This window comes from Aromatoleum sp., assembly GCF_036675785.1.
GTDB lineage: Bacteria > Pseudomonadota > Gammaproteobacteria > Burkholderiales > Rhodocyclaceae > Aromatoleum.
Genome location: NZ_JAKFEF010000051.1, coordinates 36,278 through 48,373, shown reverse-complemented (window position 1 = coordinate 48,373; position 12,096 = coordinate 36,278). Strand labels below are relative to the sequence as shown.

18 protein-coding genes are annotated in these 12,096 nt (G+C 69.6%); 17 read left to right on the top strand and 1 reads right to left on the bottom strand.

Annotated elements, in window-relative coordinates; all coding sequences use genetic code 11:
• The 8 genes from V6M37_RS10975 to V6M37_RS10940 all read left to right on the top strand — a co-directional run.
• On the top strand, positions 1–342 hold a 342-nt coding region (locus tag V6M37_RS10975; protein WP_332673174.1), incomplete at its 5' end, for a flagellar hook-length control protein FliK.
• Between the two features lie 6 nt (positions 343–348).
• Complete coding sequence (locus V6M37_RS10970) at positions 349–813, top strand: hypothetical protein (protein WP_332673173.1); 465 nt, start codon at positions 349–351, stop codon at positions 811–813.
• A gap of 2 nt (positions 814–815) precedes the next feature.
• Entirely contained in the window at positions 816–1,532 is a 717-nt protein-coding gene (locus V6M37_RS10965) for a FliA/WhiG family RNA polymerase sigma factor (protein ID WP_332673171.1), read from the top strand.
• Positions 1,533–1,544: 12 nt separating this feature from the next.
• A complete protein-coding gene (gene motA, locus V6M37_RS10960) occupies positions 1,545–2,414 on the top strand; it encodes a flagellar motor stator protein MotA (RefSeq protein ID WP_332673169.1) in 870 nt (289 codons plus the stop codon).
• Positions 2,415–2,418: 4 nt separating this feature from the next.
• Positions 2,419–3,432: a flagellar motor protein MotB gene (locus V6M37_RS10955; protein WP_332673167.1), complete on the top strand. Its 1,014-nt coding sequence runs from the start codon at positions 2,419–2,421 to the stop codon at positions 3,430–3,432.
• 43 nt (positions 3,433–3,475) lie between these two features.
• Positions 3,476–3,757: a flagellar biosynthesis anti-sigma factor FlgM gene (flgM, locus tag V6M37_RS10950; protein WP_332673166.1), complete on the top strand. Its 282-nt coding sequence runs from the start codon at positions 3,476–3,478 to the stop codon at positions 3,755–3,757.
• A complete protein-coding gene (gene flgN / locus V6M37_RS10945) occupies positions 3,754–4,176 on the top strand; it encodes a flagellar export chaperone FlgN (protein ID WP_332673164.1) in 423 nt (140 codons plus the stop codon). Before flgM ends, flgN begins: the two co-directional genes overlap by 4 nt.
• Positions 4,163–4,969, top strand: coding sequence for a glucosaminidase domain-containing protein (locus V6M37_RS10940; protein WP_332673162.1), 807 nt, complete (start codon positions 4,163–4,165; stop codon positions 4,967–4,969). The genes flgN and V6M37_RS10940 overlap by 14 nt, the downstream gene beginning before the upstream one ends.
• On the opposite strand, the gene flgA is transcribed toward V6M37_RS10940, so the two are convergent.
• Complete coding sequence (gene flgA / locus V6M37_RS10935; RefSeq protein ID WP_332673160.1) at positions 4,954–5,673, bottom strand: flagellar basal body P-ring formation chaperone FlgA; 720 nt, start codon at positions 5,671–5,673, stop codon at positions 4,954–4,956. The two genes, V6M37_RS10940 and flgA, sit on opposite strands and share 16 nt — an antisense overlap.
• Here flgA and flgB point away from each other — a divergent pair.
• From flgB to V6M37_RS10890, 9 genes are read left to right on the top strand one after another with little or no spacing between them, the layout of a single operon-like run.
• Positions 5,672–6,037, top strand: a complete 366-nt coding sequence (gene flgB, locus V6M37_RS10930) for a flagellar basal body rod protein FlgB (RefSeq protein WP_332673158.1) — start codon at positions 5,672–5,674, stop codon at positions 6,035–6,037. The genes flgA and flgB overlap by 2 nt on opposite strands.
• On the top strand, positions 6,037–6,465 hold the full coding sequence (flgC, locus tag V6M37_RS10925; protein ID WP_332673156.1) for a flagellar basal body rod protein FlgC: 429 nt from the start codon (positions 6,037–6,039) through the stop codon (positions 6,463–6,465). Before flgB ends, flgC begins: the two co-directional genes overlap by 1 nt.
• Before the next feature lie 5 nt (positions 6,466–6,470).
• Complete coding sequence (locus tag V6M37_RS10920) at positions 6,471–7,133, top strand: flagellar hook capping FlgD N-terminal domain-containing protein (RefSeq protein ID WP_332673153.1); 663 nt, start codon at positions 6,471–6,473, stop codon at positions 7,131–7,133.
• Positions 7,134–7,146: 13 nt separating this feature from the next.
• Positions 7,147–8,355 (top strand): flagellar hook protein FlgE, encoded by a 1,209-nt coding sequence (locus V6M37_RS10915; RefSeq protein ID WP_332673151.1) that lies wholly within the window; start codon positions 7,147–7,149, stop codon positions 8,353–8,355.
• Between the two features lie 10 nt (positions 8,356–8,365).
• Positions 8,366–9,091: a flagellar basal body rod protein FlgF gene (locus V6M37_RS10910; protein WP_332673149.1), complete on the top strand. Its 726-nt coding sequence runs from the start codon at positions 8,366–8,368 to the stop codon at positions 9,089–9,091.
• 33 nt (positions 9,092–9,124) lie between these two features.
• Entirely contained in the window at positions 9,125–9,913 is a 789-nt protein-coding gene (flgG, locus tag V6M37_RS10905; protein WP_332673147.1) for a flagellar basal-body rod protein FlgG, read from the top strand.
• A gap of 2 nt (positions 9,914–9,915) precedes the next feature.
• Positions 9,916–10,569 (top strand): flagellar basal body L-ring protein FlgH, encoded by a 654-nt coding sequence (gene flgH, locus V6M37_RS10900; RefSeq protein WP_332673145.1) that lies wholly within the window; start codon positions 9,916–9,918, stop codon positions 10,567–10,569.
• Positions 10,570–10,579: 10 nt separating this feature from the next.
• Positions 10,580–11,686 (top strand): flagellar basal body P-ring protein FlgI, encoded by a 1,107-nt coding sequence (locus V6M37_RS10895; protein ID WP_332673143.1) that lies wholly within the window; start codon positions 10,580–10,582, stop codon positions 11,684–11,686.
• Between the two features lie 13 nt (positions 11,687–11,699).
• Positions 11,700–12,065, top strand: coding sequence for a hypothetical protein (locus V6M37_RS10890; protein ID WP_332673141.1), 366 nt, complete (start codon positions 11,700–11,702; stop codon positions 12,063–12,065).
• Positions 12,066–12,096 lie beyond the last annotated feature (31 nt).

Sequence of the window (12,096 nt, the reverse complement as noted above, 5' to 3'; positions counted from 1 at the left end):
GTCGAACTCGGCCGTGGTGGCGAGCGCGCGGTGATCCGGCTCGACCCGCCAATGATGGGTCGCATCGAGATCGTGATCCGTCACGACGGCGGATCGCTGCAGGTGCACTTGACCGCGACGCACGGCGAGGTGCTGCGTCAGCTGCAGGGCATCGGCGAGACGCTGCGTCAGGACCTCGTGCAGCGTCACTTCGGCGACGTCTCGGTCGCGGTGTTCGACGCCTCGCAGGACGGCGGCGGGCGAGCGCGACGCCAGCGCGGCGACGAGGCGGAGCGCGAGCCTGGGCGCGCGCTCGGCGACGACGCGACGCGCACCTTCGCACTGGATTCGGATCGGGAGTAAGGGGATATGAAGAAGGCGAAACGAATCGCCGTGGTGCTCGCGGGCGCGCTGCTGATGGCCGCGGCCGGCGCGGGCGGCGCATGGTGGCTGCTGAAGTCGTCCGTGCCGGCGCTGTCGGCCGAGGGGGCCGAGGAGCCGGTGCGTGACGCGCACGAGTACAAGTACCTGGATCTCGAGAAGGTCGTCGTCATGCTGCGCGGCAGCGCCGGTGAGCCGCTGTCGCACTACATGGCGATGGACCTTGTGTTCAAGACGCCAATCGAGCACGAGAAGCTCGTCCGCCAGCACCTGCCGCTGCTGCGCACCATCGCGGTGAAGGTGATGTCGGCCTACACCATGGAGAAGGCGACGCTGATGTCCGTCGAGCAGTTCGCCGCCGACATCAACGCTGCGTACGTCGCGAGCTACGCGGCCGAACGCGCATCGATGCCGTTCGCCGAGGCGATGATCGGCAAGTTGATCATCGAGTGATCATGGATCTGCAGACGGGCTACGCCGAAGTCCAGCAAGCGGCAATCGGGCTGCACGCGGCCGACGAGCAGCGCCACCTGCTCGCGTACGTGCCGCTCGTCAAGCGGATCGTGCGCCAGCTCGGGGCGCAGTGCGGCGGCGCGATCGACCGCGAGGACATGGAGCAGATCGGCCTCGTCGGCCTGCTCGACGCGCTGCGCCGCTACGGCGTGCCCGACGAGCGCTTCGGCGCGTACGCGGCGACGCGCGTGCGCGGCGCGATCCTCGACGAGCTGCGCCGCCAGGACTGGCGTCCGCGCGCGGTGCGCCAGCAAAGCCACAGGAATCGCGACGCGGTGCGCGAGCTCACGCGCCGGCTCGGGCGCGAACCGGCCGAGGCCGAGATCATGCAGGCGCTCGGCATGAGCGCGGAGGCGTACCAGGCGTACCAGCTCGCCGAGAACGCCGAGTTGCTCGCGAGCTTCGACGAGCTCGTGCAGGAGATCGGCAACATCGCGTCCGACACGCCGACGCCCGAAACGCTGTTCGTGCGCCGGCGCACGATCGAGCAGGCGCTCGTCGCGCTCGACGAACGCGAGCAGCGCGTCGTGCAGCTGTACTACGAGTTCGAGCTGAGCCTAGCCGAGATCGCGGCCGTCCTCGGACTCACCGAGGCGCGCGTGTGCCAGATCAACAAGGGAGCGCTGCGCAAGATGAACGCGCTCCTGCGGAACGCCTGAAGGACCCGGAGCATGCAACAAATCCTCGGTATTGCGATCGTTCTCGGCTGCGTGTTCGGCGGCTTCATGCTGATGGGCGGCACCTTCGAAGTCATCTGGGAGCCGGTCGAGCTGATGATCATCGCCGGCGCGGGCCTCGGGGCGATCGTGCTCGGCAACCCGCGCCACGTGTTGAACGAGATGGTGATCCAGCTTCGCAAGGTCGTACTGCGCAAGCGCCAGAGCTCGGAGTTCCAGCGCCAGCTGCTGCTGTTGATGTACGAGCTCCTGCGCACCGCCGGCGGCGGCCTCAAGGCGCTCGACTCGCACGTCGAGGAGCCGCACGCCAGCCCGCTGTTCCAGCGTTATCCGTTCGTGCTCGACGAGCCGAAGCTGCTCGCATTCATCGTCGACAACTTCCGCCTGATGGCGATGGGCAAGATCAGTGGGCACGAGCTCGAAGGCGTGCTCGAGCAGGAGCTCGAAGCGATTCACGAAGAGCTCAATCAGCCTTCGCGCTCGCTGCACCGGATCGCCGAGGCGATGCCCGGCTTCGGCATCCTCGCCGCGGTGCTCGGCATCGTCATGGCGATGAACTCGGTCGGCGACGGCATCGGGGCCGCGGATATTGCGTCCAAGGTCGCCGCGGCGATGATCGGCACGTTCATCGGCATCTTCTTCTGCTACGGCGTGCTCGACCCGATCAGCAACGTCATGAAGCAGATCGTCAAGCAGGAGATGTCGAACCTGGAATGCGTCAAGGTCGTCATCGTCACGCACGTCTCCGGCAAGCCCGCGCTGCTCGCGATCGACGCCGGCCGCCGTCTGGTGCAGCTCAACATCAAGCCGAGTTTCGCGCAGCTCGAGGCGTGGATCGACGCGCTGCAGCAGCAGGGGGCGTGACGCCATGGCATCGGCACTCGGCAAGAACGCGAAGGACCACGACGCCGTCGTCAAGCGCGTATCGCGCAAGCACGACCAGGACGACCAAGGCGGCAGCTGGAAGGTCGCGTTCGCCGACTTCTGCCTCGCGCTGATGTGCCTGTTCCTAGTGCTGTGGGTGCTCGCCGCCCGCGACAAGGAGGAGCTGCAGCATTCGCTGCGTGACGCCGGCGGGAACATGGTGCACGAAGGCGCGGGCAAGATGCCCGAGCGCATGGGCGGGCCACGCGGCAGTCTGATCTCGCGCGAGCCGATGCCGAGCCACGGCGACACGCTTGCGGCGCGCAAGACGCCGGCAAATAGCAGCGAGCTCGTCGTCCCGGACCAGAACGGCGCGCGGCTCGCGAAGACGCGCTACGAGACCGCGGCCGACATGGGCGAGCTCGCGCGCGTGATCGCCTATCTCAGCGAGAAGGCCGGGCTCGCCGCGAACATGCAGACGATCGTCACGCCGTACGGGCTGCGCGTGATGGTGCATGACACCGACGGCCGGGGGATGTTCGAGCGCGGCAGCGCCGAGCCGACCCAGCATTTCGCGCGGCTGCTGCGCGACATGGGTCCGCTGTTCGCGCAGATCGACAACCAGCTGCTCGTCGTCGGGCATACCGACTCGCTGCAGTACGCCGGTGGCGACCGCGCGGCGTACTCGAACTGGACGCTGTCGTCGAATCGAGCGATGGCCGCGCGCACGCAGCTGATGCTCGGCGGCATGCCGCCGAGCAGCGTGCTGCAGGTCGTCGGCATGGCGGACCGCGGCCCGCTCGATGCGGGCGACACCGCCGCGTCGAAGAACCGGCGCATCGAGATGTTGATCCTGACGAGCGGTCAGGCGGCGATCGTCGCCGAGATGTTCGGCACGCCGGGCGAGACCGTGCCGCTGATCGAGGGCGTCGTCGACTCGGCGCTGCCCGATCGTGGCGCGATCGAATGGCTCCGCGGCAAGCTGCGCGCGGTCGGGGTCGGCCTCGACCGGCAATAGCGGGGCGCGCAAACAGATGAGAACGAGAGCAAGGGGCGAAAGGATGAAGATCACCGGAACGTACGGCAGCGAACTGCCGGCGGTCGCGCCGACCACGAAGGCGGCGCCCACCGACGCGCCCGCTGCGGCCCAGGCGGGAGCGGGCGCGAGCGGCGCGCTGCAGTCGGCGGTGCTGCAACCGGCGCTCGACGCGCTGCGTGAGCTGCCCGCGATCGATCATGCAAAAGTCGCCGCGCTGCGCGACGCGCTCGCGCGTGGCGAGATCGCGTTCGATGCAGCGAAGCTCGCCGGCCTGATCGAGCGCCATCACGGGGGTCGTGGATGACGCGCAAGGACGCGCTCGATGCGATCCTCGCGGGCGTCGTCGCCGACGTCGCCGCCTACCGTGCACTGCGCGAGCTGCTCGATGCGCAGTTCGACGCGGCGCTGCGCCACGATAGCGCGCGGATTGCCGGCGTCGGCGACCGGATCACGGCGCTCGCCTCGACGATGCACGCGCGGCGCGCCGAGCGCGTGGGGCTTGCGGCGCGCCTCGTCGGACGCGCCGTCGAGAAGCCGGACGCGGTGTTCGCGCTGATGCCGGCGCCCGCGCGCGAGTACGCCGAGTCGTCGTGGCGCGAGCTCGAACTGCGCGTGCGCGAGTGCAGGGAGCTCAACGAGCGCAACTGCCGACTGTTGATGGACCAGCACGAGATCATGCGGCGCGTGCTCGACGGCGAGGCCGAGACCTATGCTCCGGCCTGAGTTCGCATCCCTCGCGGCGCCCGCGCCGGCCCAACCCGAGCGCATCGCCTCGCCGGTGCTGCCGGGCGTCGGCCGCGGTTTTTCGGCGCTGCTGCATGACGTGAGCGGCGAAGTGACCGAGTTCATCGAGTACGGTTCGCCCGATCTCGGGCTGAGCGCGTCCGGCCAAGCGTGGCGGATGCGCGCGCGTGCGCCGGCGCAACTGCCCGAGGATGCGGCTCCATCGACCGCCGCCGCGGTGCGCATGCTCGGCCTCGACCCTGTCGACCGCGCCGATCGTCCGACCGGGTCACGCGCGACGGCCGCGGGGATCGGCGCGCCGACCGGTGACGCGAAGCGCGACGCGTTCCTCGCAGCGATCGCGCCGTGGGCGAACGAGGCCGCGTCGCGGCTCGGCGTCGCGCCCGAGCTCGTCGCCGCGCAGGCCGCGCTCGAGTCGGGATGGGGGCAGCGGCCGGTGCGCGGGGGCGACGGTGCGGACTCGCACAACCTCTTCGGCATCAAGGCCGGTGCACAGTGGCGCGGCGCGGTCGCCGAGGCGGTTACGACCGAGTTCGACGACGGCGGCGCGGCGCGGCGCAGCGAGCGCTTTCGCAGCTACCCGGACCACGGGAGTGCGTTTCGCGACTTCACGCAGCTGCTGCTCGACAACCCCCGCTACCGCGACGCGCTCGGCGCGGGCGACGACGCGGTCGCATATGCCGAGGCGCTCGCGCGTGGCGGCTACGCGACCGATCCGGACTACGCCGACAAGCTCGCGCGCATCGCGGCGAGCCTTCAGCGGGGGAAATGAGGCATGACGTCGGTCGCAAGCTCCGCGGGTTCGACGGTGTCGCGCGCGGTCACGCGCGCGCGGATGACGCGGCCGGTCCGCGCGTTGCGCACGTCGATGACGTCGCCGTCGCGGCCGCTCGCGAGCGCCTCGCCGCCCGTCGTCACGAGCACCGTGCCGTTCTTCGCGACGATGCTGACTTCCGCACCGCGGCGCACGAGCAGCGGCTCGGCGAGCGAGCGCGGCTCGACGACCTGCCCGGCGCGCAGCGCCCGCCGGCTCGACTTGCCTACCACGGCGTCGAGGTCCGAGGTCGCCGCGTCGAGCGCGCGCAGCGCGTGCCGCGCGAGCGCGACTTCGCCCGCGCCGATCGGTTGTCCGGCGGGCACGCGCGCGGTCGCGACGACGACGCGAGCGGCAAGTTCGGCGCGCACGACGAATTCTTCGCGGCGGTCCGGCGCGGACGCGCAGCGCGCCGCGAACTTCATGCGGGTCAGATGCCGCGTGTCGAGCGGCTCGATCTCGAGCGGCCCGTCACACACGGGCGCGTCGGCGCGGACGACGCGCAGCGCGAGCTCGAGGTCGTCGAGACCGGCCGTGGTCGCAGCGTCGAGCAGGTGCGCACGCGCGGCGCGTTCGAGCGCGTCGTCGTCGGCCGCCTGCGCCGGCGTGCCGAGCGTAGCGAGCGCGAACAGGAATCCGAACAATCTGGAAGGTGAGGGCATGGCAATCAATTTCGACAAGGCGCTCGGGATACACGCGGACGCGCTGAAACTGCGCGCCGAGCGCACGAAGGTTCTCGCGTCGAACATCGCGAACGACAGCACGCCTGGCTACCAGGCGCGCGACATCGACTTCGCGGCGACGCTGCGGCGCGTCGCGGCCGGGGGCGACGCGAGTGACGGGCTCCTGCTCGACACCGGCGCGGACCGGCTGTACCGCGTGCCGCACAACCCATCGCAGGACGGCAACACCGTCGAGATCGGCGTCGAGCAGGCGGCATTTTCGCAGAACGCGTCCGATTTCCAGACGAGTTTGACCTTTCTGAACATGAAGCTCAAGGGCCTCGCGAAGGCGATCGAGGGGTAATGAAAATGGGATTTCGGAACATAGCGGAGATCGCCGGCTCGGCGATGGCGGCGCAGACCGTGCGCCTCAATACGGTCGCAAGCAACCTCGCGAATGCGCAGACGGCCGCCGGCAGCGAGGTCGAAGCGTACCGCGCGAGGAAGCCGGTGTTCGCGTCGGTCTACGAGACCGTCGCATTCGAGGAGTCGGGCGGCGGCGCACGCGTGCAGGTGCTCGATGTCGTCGAGAGCACCGAGCCGCTGCGCCGCGCGTACGAGCCCGACAACCCGCTGGCGAACGAGGAGGGCATCGTGTTCTATCCGAACGTCAATTCCGTCGCGGAGATGACCGACATGATGGCTGCATCGCGTGCCTTCGAGACGAGCGTCGAGGTGCTCGGCCGGACGCGCGCGATGCAGCAGGCGCTGCTGCGGCTCGGTCAGGATTGAGCGTGATGCAGACGAACCTGAACACGCAGGGGCAGGCCGGCCCCGCACCGGCCGCCGCGGTCGCGGCGAACGTCGCAAACGGCACGCCGTCGGAGCTCTTCACGACGCTTCTGGTTGCGCAGATCCGCAACCAGAACCCGCTTGAGCCGACCGATCCGAGCGAATTCGTCGGCCAGCTCACGCAGTTGTCGCAGATGGAGGCGCTGCAGAAGCTCGTCGCGCACGGCAACGCGAGCGCGTCGATGCTCGAGAGCCTGCAGTTGACCGCGCTCGGCGCGCAGGTCGGCTCGCGCATCGCGGTGCGCAGCGGCGGTGTCGCCGTCGGCGCGGAGCGCATTGAAGGCCGCGTCATGCTGGAGTCGGGCGCCGCGCGCGTGACGCTCGTGCTGCAGAGCCCCGGTGGCCCGGAGCACCGCATCGAGCTCGGCACGCACGGCGCCGGGGAAGTCGCATTCGCGATCGAGCCCGGACGCGTGCCACCGGGCGCGTATGCGATGCGCGTCGAGACCGACGGCGGCGACGCGCCACAGATCGACGTCTTCGGCGAGCTGCGCAGTGTGAAGGTGTCGCCGAACGGGGGCGTCGCGCTCGACGTCGGCGGCCTCGGCGCGGTGCCCGCATCGCAGATCACCGGCTTCAACGGCCGCAAATCCGAACAATCCAGCTGAAAAGGAAACCTTCATGAGTTTTGAAATCGCCCTGTCCGGCATCAATGCGATCAACTCGCAGCTGGACACGATCAGCAACAACATCGCGAACACCGGCACGTACGGCTTCAAGTCGAGCCGCGCGAACTTCGCGTCGATGTACGCGGGTGCGCAGCCCACCGGCACCGAAGTCGGCTCGCTGACGCAGAGCATCGACATCGGCGGCGGCGTCGTGACAACGGGGCGCGGGCTCGACGCCGCGATTCAGGGGCGCGGCTTCTTCGTCACGCGCGACAGCTCCGGCGCCACACTCTTCACGCGCGTCGGCATCTTCGCGGTCGACAAGGAAGGCTTCGTCGTCGACGGCTTCGGCCGCAAGGTGCAGGGCTACGCGGCAGCCCAGGCCGGCGCGCTCGGCGCGATGGGCGACATCACCGTGCCGACCGGGCAGATCCCCGCGAGTGCGAGCGGCAGCGTCAAGTACGTCGGCAACCTCTCCGCGGACTGGACGGCGCCGGCGATCGCGGCGTTCGATCCGACCGTTCCGCAGTCGTTCAACGCCTCGACGGTCACGGTCGCCTACGACTCGCTCGGCGCGCAGCACACGGTGACGCAATACTTCGTGCGCGGCGCGACGAACGAGGTGAACGTTTATCTCAGCTTCGACGGCGCGCCCGTTTCGGTCGACGCAGGGGGACAACCGCTGCCGACGGCGACGCTCGCGTTCGGCAGCGACGGCCAGCTCGTGTCGCCGGTCGGCGCGGTGCCGGTCGCGCTCGGCACGCCCGCCGGCGCGGATCCGCTGACCGTCGCGATCGATTACACCGGCACGACGCAGTTCGCCGGCGAGGCGACGACGACCGTCAACGCGGCCGACGGCTACGCGTCCGGGACGCTGATCGGCGTGCAGCTCTCGGAGGACGGCGCGGTCATGGCGCAGTACAGCAACGGCCAGAAGGTGCGCGCCGCGACGATCGCGCTCGCGACCTTCCCGAGCGAGAACGCGCTCGTGCCGGCCAGCGACACGAGCTGGACGGTGTCGAACGCGTCCGGCGACGCGCTGTACTTCGCGCCGGGCAGCGGCATGGCCGGAAAGCTCACGCCGGGCGCGCTCGAGCAGTCGAACGTCGACATGACGTCCGAGCTGGTCACGCTGATGTCCGCGCAGCGCAATTACCAGGCGAACACGAAAGTCATCTCGACCGAGAACGAGATGGTGCAGACGCTGATGCAGGCGCTGTAAGGAGCGGCCGATGGACGCGCTGATCTACACCGTCATGAGCGGCGCCGAGCGCGCCTTGCGCGCGCAGCAGGTGCACGCGAACAACCTCGCGAACCTCGAGACCGGCGGCTTCCGCACCGACCTCGAGCTCGCGACGAGCACCGCAGTCGCCGGCGCCGGTTACGACACGCGCCACCTCGCCGCGATGCAGGCGAACGCGGTATCGGACGCGCAGGGCACGCTGCGCCAGACCGGCCGCGAGCTCGACGTCGCGATCGTCGGCGACGGCTACTTCGCGGTCGAGTGGGCCGGTGGCGAAGCCTACACGCGGGCCGGCGCTTTCACGCTCGACGCCGACGGCATGCTGATGGTCAACGGCCGGCCGGTGCTCGGCGACGGCGGCCCCATCGTGCTGCCGCCGTTCGCGCGGCTCGCGATCGGTGAGGACGGGACGATCTCGATCCAGCCGCCCGGCGGCGAGGAGATGCAGCCGGTCGACCGGCTGCATCTCGTGAGCGGCGATGCCGCCACGCTGACGAAGAACGAGACGGGCCTCGTCGTCGCGCGCGACGGCATCGAGCTCCCCGAGGACGATGCGGTTGTCGTCAGGAGCGGCCACCTCGAAGGCAGCAACGTGTCGGCGGTCGGCGAGATGGTCGCGACGATGGCGCTGAACCGCGAGTTCGAAATCCAGATGAAGCTCTACCGCGCGGCCGACGCGATGGCCGAGGCGGGCAACCGGCTCGTGCGCGGCTGACGCCGTGCACGAAGCGAACGAGGAAGGAAACCCATGAATCCCGCATTGTGGATCAGCAAGACCGGCGTGCAGGCGCAGGACGCGAAGCTTCAGGCAATCGCGAACAACCTCGCGAACGTCAATACCGTCGGCTTCAAGCGCGACCGCGTCGTCTTCGAGGATCTGTTCTACCAAGTCGAGCGCCAGCCCGGCACCCAGAACGACGACAACACGGTGTCGCCGTCGGGCGTGCAGCTCGGCAACGGCACGCGGCTCGTCGGCACGCAGAAGGTCTTCACGACCGGAAACCTGCAGACGACCGGGCAGGCGATGGATGTCGCGATCGTCGGCGCCGGCTTCCTGCAGGTGCAGCAGCCCGACGGCGAGATCGCCTATACGCGCGCCGGACAGCTGCAGGTCGATGCCGATGGTCGGCTCGTGACCGCGCAGGGTCTGCCGCTCGTGCCGGAGATCACCGTGCCGGCGAACGCGACGTCGGTGACGATCGGCGAGAACGGCGTCGTGTCGGTCACGCTCGGCGGCGCGGCGGAGCCGAGCGAGCTCGGGCAGCTGACGCTCGCGAGCTTCGTGAATCCGGCCGGGCTGCTCGCGGTCGGCGACAACCTGTATCGCGAGACCGCCGCGAGCGGCACGCCGACCGAAGGCAACCCGGGTGAGGACGCGATCGGGCGGCTCAAGCAGGGCGCGCTCGAGGGCTCGAACGTGCAGGTCGTCGAGGAGATGGTCGACATGATCGCCGCGCAGCGCACCTACGAGATGAACACGAAGGTGCTGTCGGCTGCCGATAACATGATGCAGTACCTCGCGCAGGCGGTGCGCTGACCGTGAGACTGCTCGCTGCGATCGCCGCGCTGACGCTGTCCGCGTGCAATACGACGATGCCGGGCGTCGCGCCGGCGTCCGCCATGGACCCGCGCCTCGCGATGCCGCTGGCGCCGAAGAAGGGTCAGGCGGGCGGCGTGTTCGCAGCGGATGCGCCGTGGTCGCTGACGTCCGATGCGCGCGCGTTCCGACCCGGCGACGTGCTGACCGTCGTGCTGCAGGAGACGACGCAGGCGACGAAGAAGGCCGACACGCGGTTCGCGAAGGACAGCAGCGTGTCGCTCTCGCCGGCGGCGATCGGCAACAAGACGTTCGACATCGGCGCGAGCTTCGACGGGGAGCGCGAGTTTGCCGGTGCGGCGTCGGCGACGCAGCAGAACGCGCTGCGCGGCTCGATCACCGTCGTCGTCCACGCAGTGCTGCCAAACGGCTTGCTGCGCGTCGAAGGCGAGAAGAGCCTGCTGCTGAACCAGGGCGAGGAGTTCATCCACTTGAGCGGCTACGTCCGCGCGGCCGACATCGACACCGACAACCGCGTGTCGTCGCAGCGTGTCGCGAACGCGCGCATCGGCTATTCGGGCCGTGGCGCGCTCGCCGACGCGAACAGCGCCGGCTGGCTGACGCGCTTGTTCAACAGCCCGTGGATGCCTTTCTGAGGGACTTCCGATGAGTCGCCGCAATGTCACCTTCTTCCTCGCCTGCCTGCTGTTTGCGGTCGCGCCGCCCGCGCAGTCCGCGCAGGCGCTCGGCCGCCTCGTCCACGTCGAGGGTGTGCGCGAGAATCAGCTCGTCGGCTACGGCCTCGTCGTCGGCCTGCAGGGCTCGGGCGACAGCACGCAGGTCAAGTTCTCCGGCCAGTCGGTCGCGAACATGCTCAAGCAGTTCGGCGTGCGCCTGCCCGAAGGCAACAGCACGAAGCTCAAGAACGTCGCGACCGTGATGGTCAGCGCGGTGTTTCCGCCGGGCTACCGCAAGGGCCAGATGATCGACATCGCGGTATCCTCGCTCGGCGACGCGAAGAGCTTGCGCGGGGGCACGCTGCTGCTGACGCCGCTGCGCGCGGCCGACGGTGAGATCTACGCACTCGCACAGGGTCACCTCGTCGTCGGCGGCATGTCCGCGCAGGGCGCGAGCGGCTCGAGCGTGACGGTCAACACGGCGACATCGGGCCGCGTGCCGAATGGCGCGACGGTCGAGCGTGAGATCGAGACCGACTTCGACACTGCGCCGATGGTGCGCCTGAGCCTCAAGCGGCCGCATTTCCAGACCGCGACGAACATCGTCAATACGATCAACCGCAAGTTCGGCGATGTCGCGACGACGCGCGACGCGACGAGCGTCGAGGTCGCCGCCCCGGCCGACCCGACGCGGCGCGTCGCGTTCGTGGCGATGCTCGAGCGGCTGCCGATCGACATCGGCGACGCGTTGCCGAAAGTCGTGTTCAACTCGCGTACCGGCACCGTGGTGATCGCCGACGGCGTGCGCGTGCGCGCGGCGGCGATCTCGCATGGTGCGCTGAAGGTCGTGATCTCGGAGTCGCCGCAGGTGAGCCAGCCGGCGCCGTTCGGCCGCGGCGAGACGGTCGTAACGCCCGAGTCGCGCGTTGCGGTGGGCCAGGACGCGGCGCAGATGTTCAAGTGGCCGGAGGGCGCGAGCCTGCAGGCGATCATCGACACGATCAACAGCACCGGCGCGACGCCGGACGACGTGATGGCCATCCTGCAGGCGCTCGACCAAGCCGGCGCGATCGACGGCGAGCTGATCGTCATCTGACGAGGAGATGCGAATGAACGACGCGACGATCCGCGGCCTGTTGCCGCCGTCGAGCCCGAACGCCGACGACCCGGCGATCCGCCCGGCGGCCGACTCCGCATACCGCGAGAAGGTCGAGGCCGCGGCGCAGCAGTTCGAGAGTTTCTTCATCGCGCAGATGCTGCGGCAGATGCGCAGCGCGACGCGCGAGCTCTCGGCCGAGGACAGCATCTACCGGAACCGGATCAACGACGACATGCTCGACGTCGCCGACACGGCGGTCGCCGACGCGCTCGCCGGACAGCGCGCGTTCGGCATCGCCGATGCGATCGTGCGCCAGATGCTGCCGCCGGCCTCGCCGAACGAGCCGGCGCAGGGATTTAAGCCGGGCGAGCGTTAGGTCGCCTTTCTGTTTCGGTCCCACGACCGGC

What these genes read in the sequence shown, in the direction of transcription:
- V6M37_RS10915 (WP_332673151.1), top strand. Translation starts at nt 7,147, where the DNA reads ATGAGTTTTGAAATCGCCCTGTCCGGCATCAATGCGATCAACTCGCAG.
- V6M37_RS10910 (WP_332673149.1), top strand. Translation starts at nt 8,366, where the DNA reads ATGGACGCGCTGATCTACACCGTCATGAGCGGCGCCGAGCGCGCCTTG.
- flgC (WP_332673156.1), top strand. Translation starts at nt 6,037, where the DNA reads ATGAAAATGGGATTTCGGAACATAGCGGAGATCGCCGGCTCGGCGATG.
- V6M37_RS10920 (WP_332673153.1), top strand. Translation starts at nt 6,471, where the DNA reads ATGCAGACGAACCTGAACACGCAGGGGCAGGCCGGCCCCGCACCGGCC.
- flgN (WP_332673164.1), top strand. Translation starts at nt 3,754, where the DNA reads ATGACGCGCAAGGACGCGCTCGATGCGATCCTCGCGGGCGTCGTCGCC.
- flgG (WP_332673147.1), top strand. Translation starts at nt 9,125, where the DNA reads ATGAATCCCGCATTGTGGATCAGCAAGACCGGCGTGCAGGCGCAGGAC.
- V6M37_RS10965 (WP_332673171.1), top strand. Translation starts at nt 816, where the DNA reads ATGGATCTGCAGACGGGCTACGCCGAAGTCCAGCAAGCGGCAATCGGG.
- V6M37_RS10890 (WP_332673141.1), top strand. Translation starts at nt 11,700, where the DNA reads ATGAACGACGCGACGATCCGCGGCCTGTTGCCGCCGTCGAGCCCGAAC.
- V6M37_RS10940 (WP_332673162.1), top strand. Translation starts at nt 4,163, where the DNA reads ATGCTCCGGCCTGAGTTCGCATCCCTCGCGGCGCCCGCGCCGGCCCAA.
- flgB (WP_332673158.1), top strand. Translation starts at nt 5,672, where the DNA reads ATGGCAATCAATTTCGACAAGGCGCTCGGGATACACGCGGACGCGCTG.
- flgM (WP_332673166.1), top strand. Translation starts at nt 3,476, where the DNA reads ATGAAGATCACCGGAACGTACGGCAGCGAACTGCCGGCGGTCGCGCCG.
- motA (WP_332673169.1), top strand. Translation starts at nt 1,545, where the DNA reads ATGCAACAAATCCTCGGTATTGCGATCGTTCTCGGCTGCGTGTTCGGC.
- V6M37_RS10970 (WP_332673173.1), top strand. Translation starts at nt 349, where the DNA reads ATGAAGAAGGCGAAACGAATCGCCGTGGTGCTCGCGGGCGCGCTGCTG.
- V6M37_RS10955 (WP_332673167.1), top strand. Translation starts at nt 2,419, where the DNA reads ATGGCATCGGCACTCGGCAAGAACGCGAAGGACCACGACGCCGTCGTC.
- V6M37_RS10895 (WP_332673143.1), top strand. Translation starts at nt 10,580, where the DNA reads ATGAGTCGCCGCAATGTCACCTTCTTCCTCGCCTGCCTGCTGTTTGCG.
- flgA (WP_332673160.1), bottom strand. Translation starts at nt 5,673, where the DNA reads ATGCCCTCACCTTCCAGATTGTTCGGATTCCTGTTCGCGCTCGCTACG.